This is a genomic window from Sulfurospirillum oryzae (assembly GCF_025770725.1).
GTDB classification, from domain to species: domain Bacteria; phylum Campylobacterota; class Campylobacteria; order Campylobacterales; family Sulfurospirillaceae; genus Sulfurospirillum; species Sulfurospirillum oryzae.
In genome coordinates this window covers 86,001-105,308 of sequence record NZ_JANZKZ010000002.1, presented here as the reverse complement: position 1 = coordinate 105,308, position 19,308 = coordinate 86,001, and the positions used below count along the sequence as shown (strand labels likewise).

Annotated in this window: 24 protein-coding genes and 2 tRNA genes; 18 read left to right on the top strand and 8 right to left on the bottom strand. The window is 39.7% G+C overall.

The genetic code is table 11. The features are described 5' to 3' along the window. The first annotated feature begins 118 nt into the window (after nucleotides 1-118). From N0B29_RS05030 to N0B29_RS05020, 3 genes are all read left to right on the top strand, one after another. A complete protein-coding gene (locus N0B29_RS05030; protein WP_263832615.1) occupies nucleotides 119-511 on the top strand; it encodes a thioredoxin fold domain-containing protein in 393 nt (130 codons plus the stop codon). A gap of 67 nt (nucleotides 512-578) precedes the next feature. After that, on the top strand, nucleotides 579-887 hold the full coding sequence (locus N0B29_RS05025) for a DUF6172 family protein (RefSeq protein ID WP_263832614.1): 309 nt from the start codon (nucleotides 579-581) through the stop codon (nucleotides 885-887). A 64-nt stretch (nucleotides 888-951) separates the two neighbouring features. Beyond that, a complete protein-coding gene (locus N0B29_RS05020; protein WP_263832613.1) occupies nucleotides 952-1,392 on the top strand; it encodes a methyltransferase family protein in 441 nt (146 codons plus the stop codon). On the opposite strand, the gene N0B29_RS05015 is transcribed toward N0B29_RS05020, so the two are convergent. Then, entirely contained in the window at nucleotides 1,387-2,235 is an 849-nt protein-coding gene (locus N0B29_RS05015) for a toll/interleukin-1 receptor domain-containing protein (protein WP_263832612.1), read from the bottom strand. The two genes, N0B29_RS05020 and N0B29_RS05015, sit on opposite strands and share 6 nt — an antisense overlap. 23 nt (nucleotides 2,236-2,258) lie before the next feature. Next, the gene (locus N0B29_RS05010; protein WP_263832611.1) at nucleotides 2,259-3,146 is read right to left on the bottom strand and encodes a 3'-5' exonuclease; all 888 of its coding nucleotides are present in this window, start codon (nucleotides 3,144-3,146) and stop codon (nucleotides 2,259-2,261) included. A 136-nt stretch (nucleotides 3,147-3,282) separates the two neighbouring features. On the opposite strand from N0B29_RS05010, the gene N0B29_RS05005 reads away from it, so the two are divergent. From N0B29_RS05005 to N0B29_RS04975, 7 genes are read left to right on the top strand one after another with little or no spacing between them, the layout of a single operon-like run. Continuing rightward, nucleotides 3,283-4,365, top strand: a complete 1,083-nt coding sequence (locus tag N0B29_RS05005) for an ABC transporter permease (RefSeq protein WP_263832610.1) — start codon at nucleotides 3,283-3,285, stop codon at nucleotides 4,363-4,365. Continuing rightward, complete coding sequence (locus N0B29_RS05000) at nucleotides 4,362-4,988, top strand: ABC transporter ATP-binding protein (protein WP_263832609.1); 627 nt, start codon at nucleotides 4,362-4,364, stop codon at nucleotides 4,986-4,988. The genes N0B29_RS05005 and N0B29_RS05000 overlap by 4 nt, the downstream gene beginning before the upstream one ends. Then, on the top strand, nucleotides 4,972-6,549 hold the full coding sequence (locus tag N0B29_RS04995; RefSeq protein WP_263832608.1) for a heme-copper oxidase family protein: 1,578 nt from the start codon (nucleotides 4,972-4,974) through the stop codon (nucleotides 6,547-6,549). The genes N0B29_RS05000 and N0B29_RS04995 overlap by 17 nt, the downstream gene beginning before the upstream one ends. Continuing rightward, nucleotides 6,542-7,543 carry a hypothetical protein gene (locus N0B29_RS04990; RefSeq protein ID WP_263832607.1) on the top strand — a complete coding sequence of 334 codons (1,002 nt, stop codon included), beginning with the start codon at nucleotides 6,542-6,544 and terminating at the stop codon, nucleotides 7,541-7,543. The genes N0B29_RS04995 and N0B29_RS04990 overlap by 8 nt, the downstream gene beginning before the upstream one ends. Further along, nucleotides 7,533-8,075 (top strand): YceI family protein, encoded by a 543-nt coding sequence (locus N0B29_RS04985; RefSeq protein WP_263832606.1) that lies wholly within the window; start codon nucleotides 7,533-7,535, stop codon nucleotides 8,073-8,075. The genes N0B29_RS04990 and N0B29_RS04985 overlap by 11 nt, the downstream gene beginning before the upstream one ends. Nucleotides 8,076-8,084: 9 nt before the next feature. Beyond that, on the top strand, nucleotides 8,085-8,852 hold the full coding sequence (locus N0B29_RS04980) for a metallophosphoesterase (protein WP_263832605.1): 768 nt from the start codon (nucleotides 8,085-8,087) through the stop codon (nucleotides 8,850-8,852). Continuing rightward, nucleotides 8,839-9,525, top strand: coding sequence for a histidine kinase dimerization/phospho-acceptor domain-containing protein (locus N0B29_RS04975; protein WP_263832604.1), 687 nt, complete (start codon nucleotides 8,839-8,841; stop codon nucleotides 9,523-9,525). Before N0B29_RS04980 ends, N0B29_RS04975 begins: the two co-directional genes overlap by 14 nt. On the opposite strand, the gene N0B29_RS04970 is transcribed toward N0B29_RS04975, so the two are convergent. From N0B29_RS04970 to N0B29_RS04960, 3 genes are read right to left on the bottom strand one after another with little or no spacing between them, the layout of a single operon-like run. Further along, nucleotides 9,516-10,010, bottom strand: a complete 495-nt coding sequence (locus N0B29_RS04970) for an META domain-containing protein (protein ID WP_263832603.1) — start codon at nucleotides 10,008-10,010, stop codon at nucleotides 9,516-9,518. The two genes, N0B29_RS04975 and N0B29_RS04970, sit on opposite strands and share 10 nt — an antisense overlap. A 36-nt stretch (nucleotides 10,011-10,046) precedes the next feature. Continuing rightward, the gene (locus N0B29_RS04965; RefSeq protein ID WP_263832602.1) at nucleotides 10,047-11,738 is read right to left on the bottom strand and encodes a monovalent cation:proton antiporter-2 (CPA2) family protein; all 1,692 of its coding nucleotides are present in this window, start codon (nucleotides 11,736-11,738) and stop codon (nucleotides 10,047-10,049) included. A gap of 23 nt (nucleotides 11,739-11,761) precedes the next feature. After that, nucleotides 11,762-12,784, bottom strand: a complete 1,023-nt coding sequence (locus tag N0B29_RS04960) for a bifunctional 3,4-dihydroxy-2-butanone 4-phosphate synthase/GTP cyclohydrolase II (RefSeq protein ID WP_263832601.1) — start codon at nucleotides 12,782-12,784, stop codon at nucleotides 11,762-11,764. A 91-nt stretch (nucleotides 12,785-12,875) separates the two neighbouring features. Here N0B29_RS04960 and N0B29_RS04955 point away from each other — a divergent pair. From N0B29_RS04955 to N0B29_RS04940, 4 genes are all read left to right on the top strand, one after another. Continuing rightward, a tRNA-Gln gene (locus tag N0B29_RS04955) sits at nucleotides 12,876-12,950 on the top strand. A 17-nt stretch (nucleotides 12,951-12,967) separates the two neighbouring features. Continuing rightward, nucleotides 12,968-13,043 (top strand) — tRNA-Met (locus N0B29_RS04950). Between the two features lie 145 nt (nucleotides 13,044-13,188). Continuing rightward, nucleotides 13,189-13,698: a thermonuclease family protein gene (locus N0B29_RS04945; RefSeq protein ID WP_263832600.1), complete on the top strand. Its 510-nt coding sequence runs from the start codon at nucleotides 13,189-13,191 to the stop codon at nucleotides 13,696-13,698. Nucleotides 13,699-13,846: 148 nt separating this feature from the next. Next, nucleotides 13,847-14,188 (top strand): hypothetical protein, encoded by a 342-nt coding sequence (locus tag N0B29_RS04940; protein WP_263832599.1) that lies wholly within the window; start codon nucleotides 13,847-13,849, stop codon nucleotides 14,186-14,188. 61 nt (nucleotides 14,189-14,249) lie between these two features. On the opposite strand, the gene N0B29_RS04935 is transcribed toward N0B29_RS04940, so the two are convergent. Together N0B29_RS04935 and N0B29_RS04930 are read right to left on the bottom strand one after the other, a co-directional pair. Further along, nucleotides 14,250-14,633: a hypothetical protein gene (locus tag N0B29_RS04935; RefSeq protein WP_263832598.1), complete on the bottom strand. Its 384-nt coding sequence runs from the start codon at nucleotides 14,631-14,633 to the stop codon at nucleotides 14,250-14,252. A 101-nt stretch (nucleotides 14,634-14,734) separates the two neighbouring features. Further along, complete coding sequence (locus tag N0B29_RS04930) at nucleotides 14,735-15,061, bottom strand: hypothetical protein (RefSeq protein WP_263832597.1); 327 nt, start codon at nucleotides 15,059-15,061, stop codon at nucleotides 14,735-14,737. 253 nt (nucleotides 15,062-15,314) lie between these two features. On the opposite strand from N0B29_RS04930, the gene N0B29_RS04925 reads away from it, so the two are divergent. Next, entirely contained in the window at nucleotides 15,315-15,926 is a 612-nt protein-coding gene (locus N0B29_RS04925) for a hypothetical protein (RefSeq protein ID WP_263832596.1), read from the top strand. Beyond that, nucleotides 15,923-16,402 carry a Cys-tRNA(Pro) deacylase gene (ybaK, locus tag N0B29_RS04920; RefSeq protein WP_263832595.1) on the top strand — a complete coding sequence of 160 codons (480 nt, stop codon included), beginning with the start codon at nucleotides 15,923-15,925 and terminating at the stop codon, nucleotides 16,400-16,402. The genes N0B29_RS04925 and ybaK overlap by 4 nt, the downstream gene beginning before the upstream one ends. On the opposite strand, the gene N0B29_RS04915 is transcribed toward ybaK, so the two are convergent. Further along, nucleotides 16,399-16,800 carry a PAS domain-containing protein gene (locus N0B29_RS04915; RefSeq protein ID WP_263832594.1) on the bottom strand — a complete coding sequence of 134 codons (402 nt, stop codon included), beginning with the start codon at nucleotides 16,798-16,800 and terminating at the stop codon, nucleotides 16,399-16,401. The genes ybaK and N0B29_RS04915 overlap by 4 nt on opposite strands. Before the next feature lie 136 nt (nucleotides 16,801-16,936). Here N0B29_RS04915 and N0B29_RS04910 point away from each other — a divergent pair, with 136 nt between their 5' ends. Together N0B29_RS04910 and N0B29_RS04905 are read left to right on the top strand one after the other, a co-directional pair. Further along, entirely contained in the window at nucleotides 16,937-17,989 is a 1,053-nt protein-coding gene (locus tag N0B29_RS04910) for an FIST signal transduction protein (protein ID WP_263832593.1), read from the top strand. A 99-nt stretch (nucleotides 17,990-18,088) separates the two neighbouring features. Beyond that, the gene (locus N0B29_RS04905) at nucleotides 18,089-19,306 is read left to right on the top strand and encodes a sensor histidine kinase (protein WP_263832592.1); all 1,218 of its coding nucleotides are present in this window, start codon (nucleotides 18,089-18,091) and stop codon (nucleotides 19,304-19,306) included. Nucleotides 19,307-19,308 lie beyond the last annotated feature (2 nt).

Here is a 19,308-nt window from a genome sequence, read left to right as displayed (position 1 = left end):
TTCGCCTAATGCCACAAAGCGCAAACTTCTTTCATGCTTCAATATGCTTTTATAAAGCTTGTGTTAGAGTTTTGTTAAGGTAGTTTTATACAATGACATCCTTGCAAAGGTAAAAACGATGAACACATTACTCAAAGCTCTCTTTGTTACAATTCTTAGTCTCACCGCCTTACAAGCTAGCTTTTTAGAGGCAGAAAGTGCCAAAGCCTTTAAAGAAAAAAAGCTCATTCTTGTCAACATCGTCAGTGAGGATTGTCCTTACTGTAAACAGATGGCAAAAGAGGTTTTTAACAACCCTACCTACCGAAAGCAAATAGACAAAAAATATGTTTTTGTCACGCTAAATCAAATGGACCCTACTTTGCCCGCTGATTTGCGCACAAGATATGTCCCTGCAAATGCGATTATGTCACCAAAAGGGCTTGCCTTTATTGATGGCTATACAGGATACATGGAGCCAACCGCATTTATGAAAATCTTAGATGAAGTTTATAAAGCAGAATTCAAATAAACAAGCACTCAAAGGTGAAATAAAGTACAATAGCAAACTCAAAAATTAACACCCTAAAAGGCAATCCTTGAAAAAAATATTTCTTATTCAAGAAGAAAACAAAAACAGTGACCGACTTGTAGAGTCCATCAAACACGAAATCCGCAAATACCTCAAACGTGAACGCGCCAAAAAAACACCCGAAGGCTTCCACTACTGGGACTTTGACTGTAAATTCGGAAAAAATAGCGAAACAGCGCACGTCATTCACCACGCTGACTTTACAGCCGAAATCGACAAAGCTCATAGTGAAAAATGGAGCGAGTGTTATGTTGAGATTATCGCAAAACCTGCTAAAAAACCAGCCACTCCTGCTAAGGTAGAAGAGACAAAATAATCCTTACATGTAAAGCTTCAATACTTAAAATTGGGGCTTTGCAATGTTTACACAAAGAGTTAAAATGAAGAGCAAAAGCTACTCTTACATCTTAGTATCGTTACAATTCATCTTCATCGCAATCTTACTTATAAAACATGGCTTGCACATACCGAGCATTTTTCCTTTGCTCCTTTTCTTCATAGGTGCATGCTTTGGAATCTACGCGCTACAATACAACAAACTTGGAAACTTCAACATCACCCCCGAGATCAAAGCAAACGCCTCGCTCATCACCACAGGAGCTTACCGATACATCAGACATCCTATGTATTTTTCCGTACTAGTAATAATGCTTGGAGTTGTGGTGTCTAAACCTACATTGCTGAGTCTTTTTATCTACGCCCTTTTAGTTGTAACGCTGTTTTTGAAAGCTCAAAAAGAAGAGATGCTGTGGATGGAGCAATCTAACGAATATAAAAACTATAGGCAAAAAACGAAAAGAATTATTCCGTTTGTTTTATAAATTAATCAAATCTACTAGCTCTTTTGCAAGTACCTTAATCCCTTTATTTGTATTAAGTCCTAATCTATTTAATAATTGGGGTGAATATTCATAAATATCATCTTTACTAACCCCATGCCAAATAGGAATTAAAATATTTTCGTTTTTATATATTTCTCTCACTAAAATCGTTTCAAATTCAGTTTTTGTCCAACCGTTATTTTCAATAAAATTTTTAGAAAGAATTACAATACATTTTTTTGCTTCTTTAAGTCCTTTTTCGATGCTTTCTCTTAAATTATCTCCACCTTTCAAGGTATATTCATCATACCATATAGGACATGCCAAACTGTACATTTCTTGTGCCAACTCTCTAACCAAAGTATCCTTGTCTCTTGAATCATGAGATATAAAAGCCAATGGCTTCATTAATTCTGATTTTTCTTTTGCATAGCTTTTATCTCTAATTATCACACTAAATCCAAATATTTTCCCATGATCTACTATTTCTATTATCTGCTCTTTTGTTATAACTTCATCAATATAAATATAAATTCGTTTCGTAAAATGAAAGTCTTCAAGTTTGTATCTTTCAGGACTATCCGTATATCCTATTGTTTGTGAAGGCTCTTTTTCCAAGTGACATTTTGTAACTTCTTTCAAACTGAGCATATATTTTATATAGTCAGTCGTAGAATTCTTTGGAAAATAAAATGACCAATATTTTATATACTCTTCAATTCGGTATGATATTTTTCCAACAACGTTAATCAGATTTGAACCATTATTACTACCAATTGCCCATTCACTTACAGCATTTAAGGCTTTTGCATCTGTATCAAAATACTCTCGAATTGTTGTCATATATTTTTCCTTTACATGTAAACTTACGGATACGAAACCAAAACCTTCTCTATCGCCTCTTTCAGCTCTGCATTCAAATTATCCATCTTATTGACCATCCATAAAAGGTAATTTCTATCTATCTCTAAAACTTCCTCTGGCGTTTTGCCTGCGTATTTGCCAAAGCCGATGGTCAAAGTGACGTTCTCTTTAGTGCTCTCAAGTGCGTGAAGAATGGAGGCTTTGACATCGGCGTCGAGTCCATTGGCGTTTAGCATATAGTGGAGGTCTTGGCGATCGCTCTTAGCGACATCGACGAACTTTTTGCCTTTGTTTTTACCGTAAGGAATGTGACTTAGCACGATAGGCTCGGAGCACAAAAGGATCATCTTTGGCATGGAGTGTTCTTCGCAGAGCCTTTCAAAGAGGTGTTTTAGAACAATGACATCGCCAAGAGCATCGTGTGCTTTGATGGTGATGCCAAGTTTTTTGGCTAGAGCCTCTTCTTCACGGTAGAGTCCCCATTGATAGCGTTTATACTGCAAGCTAAAGGATGAGCCATCTTGTGGGTAATACGCGCGTAAAATGCGAAAGGTGTCGATGAGATTCATCTGCGAAGTAAAGCCCTCTTTGGCAAGCATACCAAGATCAAACGCGGCATTTTGAATGACGATGATGTTGGTCGCAGAGTTCAGCTCTAAAAGTCTTTTAAAAGCTTTGGTTTGCACACACGTTGGCTCACCTTCAAGCATTTCAGGGGTAATGTGGTGAATCGCCATCGCCTCGAATGAAATAGGAAGTGGCGGCTTACACAGATCGTTATGAATCTCCTCAATCTCAAACTCTTCATTTAAAACTAAATAACTAAGCTGACAGATACGGTCTTTTTCCATCATGCCTGTGGTTTCGGTGTCTAAAACAATGATTTTCATAACGCTCCCTCTTGCAACATTGTGTGCATTGTACTTCGGTATAGCTTTCAAATGTTTTACATGTAAAGAAAATTCATACTCAGTTCATCTTTATTTTCTAAAATTGTCATTAAATTATTACTCGCAAGGAATTTTCTTGATTGGACTTTTTTTCAAAGCGCTGAATCGTAACCGCTTTAAAACATTTCTTATTTATATAAGCATCACCGTTGCAATCACGGCTATCTTTATGATAACCTCGATTTCAAGGGGTATCATCGGTATGTACTCCACGATGCTTAAAACCGAAGGCGACATCATCGTCACACAAGCCAAAATCGCCGATACTTTTTTCAGCGATGTCAACATTTCACTTGCAGACAAAATCAAAACTATCGCTGGCGTTAAAGAGGTGTATGCGCTCATTCTGGGTGCTAGCCCTATCAACGACTTACCTATTGCTGCCATTTACGGTGTAAGCGAAAATCGTTTTAAAACCTATGCACTTACTGAGGGCATTTACCCTAAAAAAGGCGAAGTCATTCTGGGCAAAAACATCAATGCAAGACTTCATTCACCCAAATTTGTCTCTATCTCAAACAAAACATTCACTGTTTCAGGCATCTTTGAAAATGGCGTGGGCTTTGAAGACGGTGGCGCTGTGCTCAATCGCGAGGATGCAAGTGCTATCTTTAATAAAGAGGCGTCCATCTTGCTCGTCAGCATGGAGCGAGGATATGAAGCCAACACACTTATTGAAAACATCAACGCGCAAAGTTCAGACATCGAAGCCAAAACCACGCATGAGTTTGTGGACAATTACAATCAATTCAAAATCATCGAAACCTCCTCCAACGTCATCAGCGCGGTGGCTTTTTTGATGGGACTGCTTGGCATTGCAAGTCTTATTAGCATTACGATCAATGAGCGAAGAAGCGAATTTGGCATTTTAAGAGCCATCGGTAAGTCGTCCAATTTTATTATGAGTATGGTCGTTGGTGAGACGTTTGTCATCACGTGCGTTGGTTTTATCTCAGCGCTTCTCTTCTCCAAAGCGTTACTTTTTATGATCGCGCACATTGAAAAATTTCAAGGCTATGTCAATGGTGAGCTAAGTTTAGAAACCATCATCGCTGTCTTTTGCTTTTCCCTTTTTATGGCACTTTTAGGCGCATTGCTTCCAGCCTATAGTGCTTCAAAGATCGACCCGATCATCCTCATTCAAAGGGGTGCGCTATGATACTTGAAGCTCATGGCATTACGCATTACTACAAAAATGACCTCGCACTTGATAACGTCAACTTTGAAGCTAGACGTGGCGATTTCATCGCTATTGTGGGCGAAAGTGGCGGTGGAAAGTCTACTCTACTTTCCATTCTTTCATCCCTGCTTCGCCCAAGTCATGGCGAACTGTTCTTTGAGGGAAAAGCATACACGCTCATCAAAGACATTGATGCGTTTCGTCAAAAAGAGGTGGGGTTTATCTTCCAGTTTCACTACCTCATCGGTTATTTAACGATTTTGGAAAATATCAAGCTTGCAGCAATTAACAACAAGAGCCCTTACATTGATACACTTTTTAAGCAATGCGACATCGAAGCGATTAAAGACAAATACCCAGATGAGATTTCAGGCGGACAACGCCAACGCGCTGCCATTGTTAGAGCACTTGTCAACCAACCAAAAATCATCTTCGCCGATGAACCAACGGGAAACCTAGACTCACACAATTCGCAAAATATCTATGAGCTTTTCAAAACGCTCTCCAAAAGTGGCACGACCATTATCATCGCGACACACGACCGCAAAGTATCAGATTATGCAGACAAAATTATCGAGGTAAAAGATGGAAAAATTCTCTAGTTTTATACAAAAGGCCTTTCTCATAGGCTCACTCTTTTTAGTGCTTGGCTTGGCATTTGGGTTTGAGTATTCGCTCAATCTTTTAGGGCACTTCTTGCCCTCCTCCACACTCTCAGCGGTCAATGCCAGAAGTGTGCATGTTTCGTTGATGCTGTATGGTTTTGTGCCGTTAATGCTCTCATTTTTGCCGTTTGTTTTAATGGAAAAAGAGAACATCCACAGTGAAAAAGGGCTTGAAAAACTAAAAATCTACTTCACCCTTTGGTGCATCTTTTTGGTCTTTATGACCATTAGCCTTTTGATGGGCGTTCACCGTGGGCTTGTTTTTTATGACTTTGCGTATGAACTCAACTTCATTCTCGCCTTTTCAGGTGTTTTTTACATCTTAGCGCTGTATGACTACATCAAAGAGTACAAAGTCATTCCGTTATGGATCAAAGTCTCTTTATACCTTGTTATCGCCTCGCCTATCGCGCTTTTGGTGCTTATGAACCCTGTCATCGGACAAGTGGAGAAAACCATCGTAGGCCCGCATGGAGACAATACACTGGGTATGAGTTACACGCTGATTCCTATTTTTTATCTGCTTATCAAACTCCATGCCAAAGAGACGTTTGTGGCGAAGTACCATGCCATGTGGATTATTCCGCTAGTCGGGTACATCGCCTCTGTGGCACATCGCATCTTTATAGGAGATCTTAGCTACAATCAAGAGTGGTTTTTCCAGTACCTTACCCTTTGTTATGTGCCCCTTTTGATTAAATGGCTCAGTGACGCGAAGATCACGTTTAAAAACAACCCTTTCTTAGTCATCGCTGTTTACTCTTTTTTGTTTGTGGACATCGAGGGAAACATCTTGTTTATCCCTTCCATTCGCTGGCTATTTCACCGCAATGACCTTGTTGTGGCACACGCGCACATCGCTATGGGTGTCAACATCTTTTTTATGGCAATGGCAGTAGTTTCCCCATACCTTAAAAAGCTCAACCATAAATCTTTTAGCCTCTTCTACACACTTGGATTTACGCTCATGCTTATTGCTCTTTCCATGGCGGGTATGATGGAAGCGGGCTTTATGCAAGCAGACATTAGCCTTTTATGGACGATTCGTATGCTCTGCGGGCTTTTTATCTTGCTTGTGACGATGGGCTTTTTCTACCCGCAATTGGGGCTGAGTGTTGACAAGATCAATACGCTTAAACTCTACCATCTTACAGGCTTTCTCTCTGACGCACTCGGTGGCATCTTTTTGTTTGCTTTTGCCTCAACCCTCTACCCTCTTTTGGGATTTGGTTTTGAAGGAAAGTATGAGTACATCGTTTTTGCCTTTATGACAACCACTGGCATCCTTCACCTTTTTGGTTTAATGCATCCGCCATTTGCTCAGATCCTTGCCAAAATAAGCGCATTCAACCGTATCGCCGTTTCTGCCATGTTTTTGTCACTTTATCTTTCGCACCAGTTAGGTGTTGAAGCGATGCTTATCGCTGTGTATGACCTCTCTTTTGCGTCTGTCTATGTCATTTTTGCATCAAAATTACAAAGGAGGCTTTATGTTTAATGCTCTCTTTACGCTCTTTGTCGCGAGTGAGTTTTGCTACTATTTGCTCATCGCACAAACGGGCATTGTCGAAGTGTTTCACTCCGATATTCGTGCATTTTTTACGCTTCCATTAGGCGGGGTAATGGGCAGTTTACTTGTCTATCGCTCTTTTGGCATCCTTGATACTGACCAGAAAAAGATCATCTTTTTTGTGGGACTTCAAGCACTCTGCTCGCTCTTTTACCCCTCGTTAAACCTTGTGGTTTTAGGTATTTTGGGCATTAGCCTTGGCATGAGTGCGCCGCTTCTTATCAAGCTGACCAAATGGCGATACACTGAAATTGCAATAGCTCTTGGTATCACTTATGCTATCGCTACGGCACTCTTTACCTACGAGCCACATTTGCGGGGCAATCTCGCCATTGCTCTTTCGTTTGTTGCGCTTACATGTAGCTTTTTTATAGACCGTTTACCAAAACGTACTGTTGAAATTGAGTCAGAGCATCTTGGTGTCTATGCCATCTTAGCTATGGCAATCTGGGCATTTTTAGATGCCAATCTCTTTGAAACGCTTTCACGAAGTAGCGATATTTCGATTTGGAGAGCGCAGACATGGCATGTCATTCTTGTTTTTCATCTTGTTGGCATGGCAGCGGCGTATCTGCTTCGCGATACATTCAAAGAGCATCATCATTTTATTATCGCTCTTTTGTTTGCACTCAGTTACATGCTCTATGCGGCACGCGAAGCCATACTTCTAAGCATGGTTTATCCGTTTGTTATTTCGTACTATAACTTTATCATCATGAAGAGACTCTCCTCATTGGGAAACCTCAGAGTGCTGGGGATGATTATGGTCTTTACCGGCTGGATCGCAGGTGGCGGCGGACTTATGAGTGCGCTGTTTGGTTACACCTATATTGGTGTTATGATGATTTGTGTGCTTTTATGTGCCGAAATCTACAACTTTATTTATCAAACTTCTCAAAAAAGGATCAACAATGTTCAGTAAAATCGCTTTGGCAGTTCTTGCCACATCACTTCTTACCAGTGCCTCTTTCGCTCGTGAGCTTAATTTTAAAGAGGGCGTTATTGGGGCTCAAACAGAAATCTTAGGAGATAGCAACATTGCGCCTAAATGCAGTCACATCACGGCTAAACTTAATATGGACGATGCAGCCCTTGAGTCACTTAAAGGTGAAATCTCAATGGATCTTATAAACCTCAAAAGTGAAAATGAAAAACGTGATGAGCACATGTATGAAGCTTTACATGTAAAAGAGCATCCAAGCACAATGTTTAAACTCAAAGAGGTTAAAAAAGAGGCTGATGGCTACCATCTTTTAGGGACACTCACCCTCAATAAACAGATCAAAGAGATCAACACAAAAGCTGACATTACCGATCAAAGTGATCTTCTTAAACTCAAAGGCGGCTTTAGCATCAAGATGAGCGAGTTTGGCATCGAGCCGCCAACCTTGCTTTTTTTAAGCGTACGTGATGAAGTCGTCATCTCTTACGACCTTACGTTAGCAAAGAATTAAAAGTAGTTCATGATGTTTGAAAAGGCGTATGAAAAGCTCAATTTTAAAAGGATGTTTGTCGAGATAGAAAGACTACCTTCATCCTTTGAAAACTTTACAATGGTGCATCTAAGCGATTTACATGTAAACGCAAAAACACCACTTCATGCGCTTGAACACTTAGTGAAGAAAATCAACGATCTTGAGATTGATATGGTTGCCCTCACGGGCGACCTTTTCGATACAAACGTCAAATACATCAAAGCGCACCTTGAAATTCTCAAAAAGATCAAACATCCTGTCTATTTTGTCAGTGGCAATCACGACCTTACTTTTACATGTAAAACACTTGCAAAAGAGGTTGAAGCGCTTGGATTTATACTTTTAGACAACCGCATTATTACGCTCCATCGAGGTAGTGAAGCGCTACAACTTGTCGGTCTTAGCGATGCGTTTAGTCAATATTTTGGCATCAAACGCCATGAAAAAGAACTTTTCTCAAACCTCAATCCCGACGTGCCTGCCATATTACTTGCCCATCAACCTAAAGACATCCGTTTTGCCAAAAATTTCCCCATAGACTTACAACTCAGTGGGCATACGCACGGTGGGCAAATTTACCCTTTTGGCTATATCGTCAGGCTTTTTCAGCCCTATCTTCATGGTTTGCATCAGCAGGGTAAAACGCAAATCTTTGTGACCACAGGGTATGGCAGTTGGGGCTTTAATTTTCGTTTCCATGCTCCCAGTGAAGTGGTTATTATCAGGTTAACAAAGGGACAAAATGTCAAGCATTAAAGTGAAATTACTGTTGTGGTATCTGCTCGTTCAGACGCTTGTTTTAGCCAGCTTCAACTATGCCTTGTATGTCTATGTCGAGAACAACCTGCGTGAAAATCTCTACAGTACGCTTCAAACCCATGAAGCAATAGAGCACTTTTTGACCCGAATGTGGATACTAGACCCATTTATCTTAATTTTATCGAGTATTGGTGGTTATTTTTTGATGAGTCGGTATTTTAAACCTCTCAAAGAGATGCTTAAAGACATTCAAGCGATTACGTACAAAGACCTCTCATTGCGCATCCAAAAACGTCCTTGCAACGATGAGATTAACGAACTGGCGCACGCATTTAATGCAATGCTTGAGAGACTGCAAGAGTCGTTCATGACGATGAAACAGTTCAATACCAATGCTTCACATGAACTACGCACACCCCTAACCATCATGCGAGGCGAAATCGAAATAGCTTTGCGAAAAGAGCGTTCGAATGAAGAGTATCAAAGCGTTTTAAAAGACCAACTGGTGGAAATTATGGCACTTCAAAAGATTATGGAAGACCTACTTTTTCTCGCAGAATACGATCTCTTAGAATCTCAAAATGCGTTTGAAGGGCTTGGCTCGCACACCAAAAGCCTTTTAGAAATGCGTAAAGCGTGTTGCACGAAGAAAGTGCCTTCTCAAGGCTGATAAACCGCTTCAAATGTCGCCATCGTTTTACCCTCTTTTTGAAGCAGTAAAACACCATCTTGAATACGATAATGCTCAACGCGCTCCAATACTTTTAAAAAAGCAGACTCGTCAGACAAGCGAGGACATGCCATCATGGTTGAAGCAACACGCGAAAAGTGTACTTTGTGTTCCGCTTCGCTTATATCGTAACTTCCCATTAAAATATTGCATCCACCAAAGCCTTGGAGTCGCTGTTTTTCCAATTTTAAAATGATGTAGGCTTCGCGCTCATTGGCATTTTGAAGAACCGCTTTACCCTCTACCCCTATCAGTCTCCAGTACACTTCTTGTAACCTTACCTCTGAAGCAATGTCGACAGCGCCAGTTTGGTTAACATCGACACTCATCGCTTCTGTTTGATTATCTTGAGATGAGGATGCCGCACAACCTACCATCATGCTCACAGCGAGCAAAGTGCTCAAAGTAGCCGACAAACGACGCATTCTACGCTCCTTTCTATCTTTACATGTAAACATTATTTAGCCCTTAGTCATTTCACGGATCAGCTCATACTCGTTTTTTCGTAGAGCCTCTAAAAGCGTATGAATCTCCTCAGGTGAAGATCCCATAAGACTCAGCGCTTCTGCTCCTGTTCGAATACTACTCTCAAGCGTCTCAGCAATCACCCAGTTAGCCCCTGCTAAAAGAAGCTTATCCATCGCTTTGATGTCTAAAGCACGTGCTAAAATCTTAATGTGCGGATAGTACTCCTTAATGTGCTTCACAACCTTGATGGCATTTAAACTGTGGTCAATTGAAACGATGATCATCGAAGCTTGTTCCAGCTTGATGGTGTTGAGTAGCTTTAAATCCGTGATGTCGCCGAAAAAAACAGGTAAGCCCTCATTGCGCCCGATGGCGACTTCGGTAGGGTTTACATCAAAAACCATAAACGGGATGGAGCTGTTTTTAAGCATCTTTGCAATCACTTTACCCGTATTGCCATACCCAGCTATAACCACTTTTTGTTCACTCTCTTCATCAGCATGGAGGTATGAAAAAGGTGAGGCATTGGTAAGTTTATGAGCCAGTTTACACCCAAAATTGTAAAGCACAGGCGTTACCAACATACTAATAGAAATAACACCAATGCCAACAACAAAGAGCTGATCGTCGATAATTCCAAGCGCTTTAGCCGCGCCAAAAAGAACAAAACCAAACTCGCCACTTTGGTTAAGCAAAAATGCCAATCTGATGGCATTACTTTTTGAAGCACCAAAGGCAAGCATCAACCCAAAAATAACAACCGCTTTTAGCACCAAAATCATGACCACATGCTCAGAAAAAACCAATGGATCATTCATAATAGCTTTAAAATCAATGGACATGCCAACGGCGATAAAAAAGAGACTCATCAAGATGCCTTTAAAAGGCTCCAAACTAGACTCGATTTGATAGCTATAGCGTGAAGTGGAGAGAAACATACCCATCAAAAACGCACCCAGAGCCATTGAAAGCCCTGCATGATCCATCAAATATGCGGAGAGCACAACACTCAGTAACGTCAAAAGTAAAAAGGCATCTTTATTGCGCTGTTTTGCCACTTTGTCGAGTGCTTTAGGAATAATATAACGTCCAAAAACAATCAGCAATGCGACCATTGAGATGACCATTACAATGCTTTCTATCCATGAACTCTGCGTATTTTCTTGGCTTTGAGCAAGCCAAGGAAGCGTGGCTAAAAGAGGAACAACCGCCAAATCTTGCAGGAGCAAAATCGCAAAAGCACTTTTACCATGCTCGCTGGCAACCTCCCCTTTTTCTTGTAACAATTGCATAACAAACGCGGTAGAAGAAAGAGCCAGCGTGAAGCCTAAAAGCATTGCGACACTGAAACGATCAACAAAAAAATTCATATAAAGCCCCAGCACAATGCCAGAGGCGATGACTTGAAGTGAGCCTAAGCCAAAAACCTCTTTTCGCATCGACCAAAGCTTGGAAGGTTGCATCTCAAGACCGATGACAAAGAGCAGTAACACCACACCAAATTCAGTAAAATGGCGTAGATTCTCCACTTCGCTTGTCACGATAGGACCTGGGGTGTGAGGTCCTACAATAATTCCAGCAATAAGCAACCCCAAGATGGAGCCAAGCCCTATATGTTTGGAGATGGTCACCATAATGGCAGTCACAGCTAAAAGTACGAGTGATGAAAGAAGAAAAAAATCCATTCACACCCCTTTACATGTAAAGATTATAGAACGATCTCTTGATTGATATTGAGCCCAAAGCCTGAAAGACCAACATAATCTTTATGTTTTGTAATCGAAATAAGATCAATATTTTCAATACCCAGCTTTTTAAGAATTTGAGCCCCAATGCCAAACTCACGTAATTCTTGGTTTGTGCTGTATTCGCTATCGACAAAGATGAAAACACCATTGTTCTTTTTAAGATACTCAATCGCTTTTAAAATACCTTGGTACTTTTGTTCATCAGCAAAAAGCTCATTATCTGGCAAAATATGGTGAAACTTCACGGCACTTGTTTTGCCAATCTCGCCAAAAGCATAGACGATGTGGTGATTGCCTTCGTGGTCTACCATATCAATCTTACGTGTTTGCGCGCCAAAGAACTGAACATTGGAAGAAAAAATTTCACGCACCAATGATTCAGACTGCATGCGATACGCCACAATATCAGAAATATACACAATATTAATGTTGTGTTTTTTACAAAAAAGATCAAGATCATCACGACGTGCCATGTGTCCATCTTCTTTCATGACTTCACAGATGACTGCAACTTCACAAAGCCCTGCTAAACGGCAAAGATCAACCGACCCCTCTGTGTGCCCAGTACGAACAAGTGTTCCTCCTTTACGCGCTATTAGCGGGAAGATATGACCTGGTTTTACAAGCTCAGAAGGTTGAGAGAGTGAGTCTGCAAGAATTTTGATCGTAATGTCACGCTCATAAGCCGAAATACCCGTCGTACATACACGTGCATCCACTGAAACGGTGAAGGCTGTCTCATGCTGAGAGTCATTGTTTTTCACCATGGGATTGAGTCCCAAACGGTTTGCAATCTCTTCGGTGACAGGAGCACAAATCAAGCCTTTGGCCTCTGAAGCCATAAAGTTAACTTTCTCAGGAGTTGAAAATGTTGCAGCGTAAACAAGGTCTCCCTCGTTCTCCCTATCTTCATCGTCCACCATCATTACCATCTTGCCATGCTTGATATCTTCTATCGCTTGTTTGACTCTTTGTATCGGCATTTTCGCTCCAAAAAATTATTTCATTGATTATAGTAAATTCCCCTTGACAAACAAATTAAAAGTGACTATAATTTCACCTCGTTAAAGGCATTGGGGTATAGCCAAGCGGTAAGGCAACTGGTTTTGGTCCAGTCATTCAGGGGTTCGAATCCCTTTACCCCATCCACCTTTTACATCTTCCGTCGCGGGATAGAGCAGTTGGTAGCTCGTCGGGCTCATAACCCGAAGGTCGCTGGTTCAAGTCCGGCTCCCGCAACCATTTTTCTTCATTTACTTAACTTCCACAAATAAAACTTCTAAAGTCAATTTAACTTTTTTATCGATTTCTTCTTTTCAAAACACAAGCTTTGTACCAAAATGCTATAATCCGCTTAAGAAAAAAACAACCCTTCAAAAGGAATAGCATGTTTAGAAAATTGGTCATTGCTTCTATGCTCTCAACCCTACCTCTTTTTGCAGCAGAAAGTACGGGAATCGTAACCAAAGTCACCGATGGCGAAGTCTTTCATATAATGATAGATAAAAAAGAAGAAAAAGTTAGAGTGCTCTACATACAAACACCTCTAAAAAACAGTGGTACAAAGCTTGAAAAAGATGCCAAGAGAGCGGGTATCTTGGCTAAAGATGAACAAGAATTAGGAAAATTGGCAAGTGAGTATGCTTCCAAGTTTTTTAAAAAAGGTGACAAAGTTGTCGTTGACTCAGACAAAAAAGATCAATCAGGACGCATGCTAGCAACCGTAAGTAAGGATGGAGTAGACTATTCATCTCAAATCATTAAAGATGGTTACGCGTGCATCTATAAAAAAGTTGCCTACCCTGGCGAACTTGAAAAAGATTTGAAAAGTGCCAAAGAAGCGAAAAAAGGTCTTTGGGCAATCAATTTTGATGCGATGAATAAATGGTGTCGATAGCAAACTAGATTTGGTTAAAGCTTTATGCACACGTATGAGCGACTTAGTTTTGATCGTTTCTGAAATGTCATACCTTAATCATCATCTTTAAGATAAAATACAAATGAGAAAATATAAAATTGTAGAATATGAAGTTAAAAGGGATTGAATGGGCGACACAGCAAATGCAATGATGAAGGCATTTTTAGATAAAAATGAAATAACTTATGATTTAGGTGTTGGAAAAGAGAAATTTTTAGTCAATTACTACATTAACCATGACCTTGTAGAATCTTCCATCGCTACCGTTACGTTTTATATGAACAATCCAGAATACGTTGACACCATTACCATTGGTGAGTTCGATTCGCATAAGTACCACACGGGATTTTCACAACGTTATCAAGAGTATAAATTTGACGAGCTTCACAACACTTTTACAATACATGGAGAATCCAGTCAAAAACACAACAACATGCCATTTAGTGTGGTTATACAACCTGTTCCATAAAAAACTCTACCTCAGTTATAATAACCACTTACGTCGATAGAAAGGCTTTTTTTATCGACGATTATCTCTCTTCTTTTTGATTACTTGCATTTTGAGAAGCTTTATTGGCGGCTTTTTGTATTTCTGTTATTGTTTCCGTTACTGTATTGGTTCCCTCGACAATCACTTTATTGATTGTCGAGATAACATCTGAGAAATTATTGATTTGGTTGAGAAAAAATATTTCTCTGAATGCAAAAAAGAGAATACCAGCAATGATTGCATACCAAATCAAAGTGCTTATACCAAAACTACTCTTGCTTCCTCGTTTATCCGTTTTGGATATAAATTGCCCTAATTCTCGAAACATGATTTTATTTTTATCATCTTCGGCATGATTCGTTTTTTGAGTATTTTGGGAGAATTGTTCGAGTAGGTCGAGCGTGTTATTTTCTTTATGGAACATTGTAAAGGCCTTGTTTTTCGTATAAATACAAATTGTCTCTTAGGATTTTAGTTTGAAGTCAATCACTTCCTATGTCGACTCTTTTAAAACAGACCATTATATCACTTCACCCGTTTATAAACGGTTTTAAATCCACCTATTTCTGTTGAAATGGTATTTTCATCAACAATTTTATAGGTATTACCTACTTTGATGGTATCATCAATCACAATGACTTTGTTTTCTGAAACATCATACGTTACAGGATTTTTGGTGCCAAAAGAGGAGATGCTACTACGGTCAAACTCTATTTCCATAATCCCTAAAGCGGTTTGTGCCCTCCACTTTCCAAGCAATGGATTGTAATTGATCGTATGGTCTATGGCGTATTTAATGCCAAACGCTACAAAAAAAATAACAAGAGCGCTTGCTAAGAGATTTAAAAGCAATGAGGAACGTTTAGGACTCTTCTGTGCCGTAGCTCTTCGTGCTCTTGGTGCTACTTTTTTAGTTGCTGATTTTGGTTTTATGGGTTTTGTTTTGATAGGTTCTCTTTTACAGGATTTTATTGCTCTACCATTATTATAGCATTTAAAAGCCTGCTCCTTCTTTTACATGTAAAGATTTTTCGCGCCCTCATCGTCCTTAAAAGAATCTCATGTTATAATTTTTCCACACAGAGATTAATACACAAGGCAAACAATGTTTTCTAAATTTATGAAATTTTTTGAAGTCAAAGAAGATGAAACGCTTGATTATATGGACCCTGACAAACTCCAAAAAAATAAAAAGAAAGTCCTCAAAGACCCTTTAAATCAAGAAGATGAAGATGAGTTTTTCCGTCAACTTGAAGAAGAAAATGCGTATGAATCACAAAAAGTGTATCAAGAGCCACGTGTTGAAGTGCACCAAGCGGCTACAAGAGAATCTGTTTTAGAAAAAATGCGCCAATGTATGAAAGAGCGCGACTGGAATCCAAAACACCATCCCAAAATTGTTCTCGGTATTGCTACGGCACTCATAGGATCTGTTATTTTAGTTTTTGCCTTACGTGAAACACCCAATCCTCTCATTGGGAAATGGCGACCGACAGGAAAAAATATCTTTTTACCTGTCGGTGACATTGAGTTTACTAAAGACAAAATCCAAGCGCTTAATATTACAACGATGGTGAAGTACGACATCGATCCTACCAAAATCAATGTCATAGACCCAGCAACAAACACAGGCATTACGTTTTACATCACGGGCGATAAGACCATCGAAACCAATCTCTTAGGCGTCAAAACGACCTATAAAAAGGTCGAGAAATGAGCCTAAAAAAAACCAATGCAGCACGTTTTTTAGATACGTTAAAACTTCCTTATGAGATGACTTCGTATGAAGTGGATGAGGAAGATCTTAGTGCGACACATGCCGCAGCAGCATTGGGCGTTGATCCAAAATGTGTTTTTAAAACACTTGTAGCACGCGACGATGCCAAGCATATCGTTGTTGCATGCATTCCAGCCGAAGCAGAAATCGACCTAAAAGCCTTAGCCAGAGTTGCCAAAGTAAAACGCTGTGAGTTAGTTGCAGTAAAAGAGCTTTTGGGACTTACGGGGTATATCAGAGGTGGTTGTTCGCCACTGGCTATGAAAAAAGTTTATCCTACTTTCATCGACAGCTCAATTCATGAGCATACAAAAGTTTATGTAAGTGCAGGTCTTAGAGGTGTACAACTCTGCCTTGCGCCTAATGCGCTCATTGAAGCTTCAAAAGCTACATGTGAAGCGTTGATTAAAACTTAACTGTTTTTTTCTTCTAGAGCACGTCTTAGATCATCGATGTCTGTGTAAGTTCCAATGATACGCACAGGAATACCATCTACATTTTTCTCTACGATACTTCCTTGATCAAGCACCCACCGATATGTTCCATCTTTGCAAAGCATACGATGTTCATTACGGTAACGTTCATTCTGCCCACTAAATAAAGCGGCAAGCTCATTGAGGCATTGGTTAAAATCATCAGGATGGATGCGTGAGCGCCACTCTTCTAGGTTATTGGCAATCTCTTCTGGCTCATAACCTAGCATTTTTTTCCATTGGTGCGAAAAAAAGATCTCATTGGTTATAGTATTCCAGTCCCATACGCCATGCCCTGCATAATTCAGCGTATTAATATAATGTTGTTGCATCTCTTCCATCGATACACATCCTTCACCTTTGATTAGTTAATAAAATCATAACGTGCAAGTGTTGCAAAGGAGTTGTATTTATTTTTACAACGCGTTTGTCACACTTGTAGTATAAAATTCTCATAACAAAATCTGGGAGAAGACGATGTTTGAACGTATCTCTTTTTTTAAGCGCATTGAGGATTTGAACAAAAAGCTTGAAAAAGGTTCTTATTTACTCCTCATTGCGGAAGAAACTCCATTTTTAGATATTCCAAAACATCAAGATGTATCTATGTGTGGAGCCATTTTCCCAAGGGTTATTTTCAAAGGTAAAACGTATGAAAAAGGCATTGTTGCGGCAAAACTCAGCCCCACAACTTCAATGCAAATTGTCGATATGGATACCCCACGCCAATTTATTCCATCGCCCGATACAAACTCTATCTTCACTATCGTCGATGCATTTTCAACACAAATTGATGACTTTTTAGAGGAATTTTACTCTCAATTACCAGCAAAGGCAAAACTTATAGGTGGAGGAGCGGGGACATCAAATCTTATCCAAGAGCCTATTATGTTTGATATGTACCGTTTTTATATGAATTCTGCCATTATTATTACCTCTACAAGTTCCATAGGTATTGGTGTTAAGCATGGATGGAAATCTCTTGTAGGTCCGTTTATTGCTACGAATTGTCATGAAAATGTTGTCGAAAAAATCAACTTTAAAGATGCCTTTAGCATCTATAAAGAAGCGATTGAGAAAGATAGCGATTTGCGCTTTGAAAACACACCGTTTTTCAAGATTTCTCAACGTTATCCACTGGGAATTGTGCGTTATAATAGAGACTTTATTGTCCGCGAACCTGTTACCACAGATGGCAAGAATATCGTTTTAGTCGGTAAATTAGACTCAAACTCTGTTTTATCGATCTTAAAAGGCGAAAAAGAAGACCTCATCAAAGCCGCTCAAGAAGCAGCATACATTTCCCGTGATGGCATTGAAGAAGAACGCATTTCATCGGTATTACTCGTTGATTGTATTTCACGTTTTTGCTTTTTAGATAATGAGTTTAAACAAGAGGTTAAAGCCATTGCAAAGCCCTACCCAAAAGAGACGATGATTTGGGGGATGTTAAGCCTAGGTGAAATAGCTAATGCCAATCAAGAAGGCATCGAATTTTATAATAACACATGTGTTGTAGGCACACTTTAATTTTGAATGATTTGCGGGTATCAGCATCTTTATGGTATCTTACTCTGATGCAAAATCAATGATTTTCTTTTAGCAAATGTGTGTCGCAGGAGGCATTTGATGCAGCAACTCAATGAACAACTTTTAATTACTTTTGAATGTGTTAGTGCAATAGGAACATCACTTCAACTCGAAGAGATGGTCAAACATTTTTTGAAAGTCTTTTCACGCAAAACAGGCGCTCTTGCGTCTGTATATTGGGAATATAACAAACGCACTCAAACATATAAGCAGATCTGTTTACATGGTAAAAAAGCATTTAGTGATCTCTTTGTCACCCCTTCGGCAAACATGTATGATGAGATGATCACTTTCGATGCTCCAAGTGGTAAGCACCTTTTACATGTAAAGATGGGAGAAGATTGGATCGTATTTGTTTTTGAGGCGACGATCGTTGAACTTGAACTTATCAAAGCCATCATTTCCTCATTTCATGCAAAACTTGAAAATGCGGTACGGGCATGTCAAAACCATTTAGAACTCATTGAAATCAACCAAACACTTGAACGCCGCATCGAAGAAGAAGTTGCCAAAAATAGAGAAAAAGATAAGCATATCTTACAACAATCTCGTCTTGCGCAGATGGGTGAGATGATCAGTATGATTGCGCATCAATGGCGCCAACCTTTGGGCTCTGTCTCTGCAGTTGCAGCGTCTATCAAACTCAAAATCACACTAAACCGCTTTGACTACTCAACGCCTGAGGGACAAGAGGCGAGCAAACTCTTTTTGAATGAAGCGATGAGCAAGATCGAATCTTATGTCCAATTTCTGACCCACACCATTGATGACTTTCGCAATTTTTTCAAACCCAACAAACAAAAGGAGAGCGTCACACTCTCGCAGTTGGTCAACCGTACTTTAGAGATCATTGGTAAAGCTTTAGAGATTAATGGCATTACCATTAGCATCGAAACACATGCTACCAATGAAATTTTTACGTATGCCAACGAAGTCACGCAAGTCATTCTTAATATTCTCAAAAATGCAGAAGATGTCATCAAAGAGCGAGAGACACCCAATCCTCATATTACCATTACTATTGGATCTGAAGGAATATGGCAGACTATTTGTATTGAAGATAATGCTGGAGGTATTCCTAAGTCTGTATTGCCACATGTTTTTGAACCCTATTTTTCAACTAAACAGGAAAAAAATGGCACAGGACTAGGTCTGTATATGTCAAAAACCATCATTGAAGAGCATTGTGGAGGCGAAATAATAGCAACCAACAGTCCAGCTGGAGCAAAATTCATTATCAAGCTAAAAGAAGGATAAGC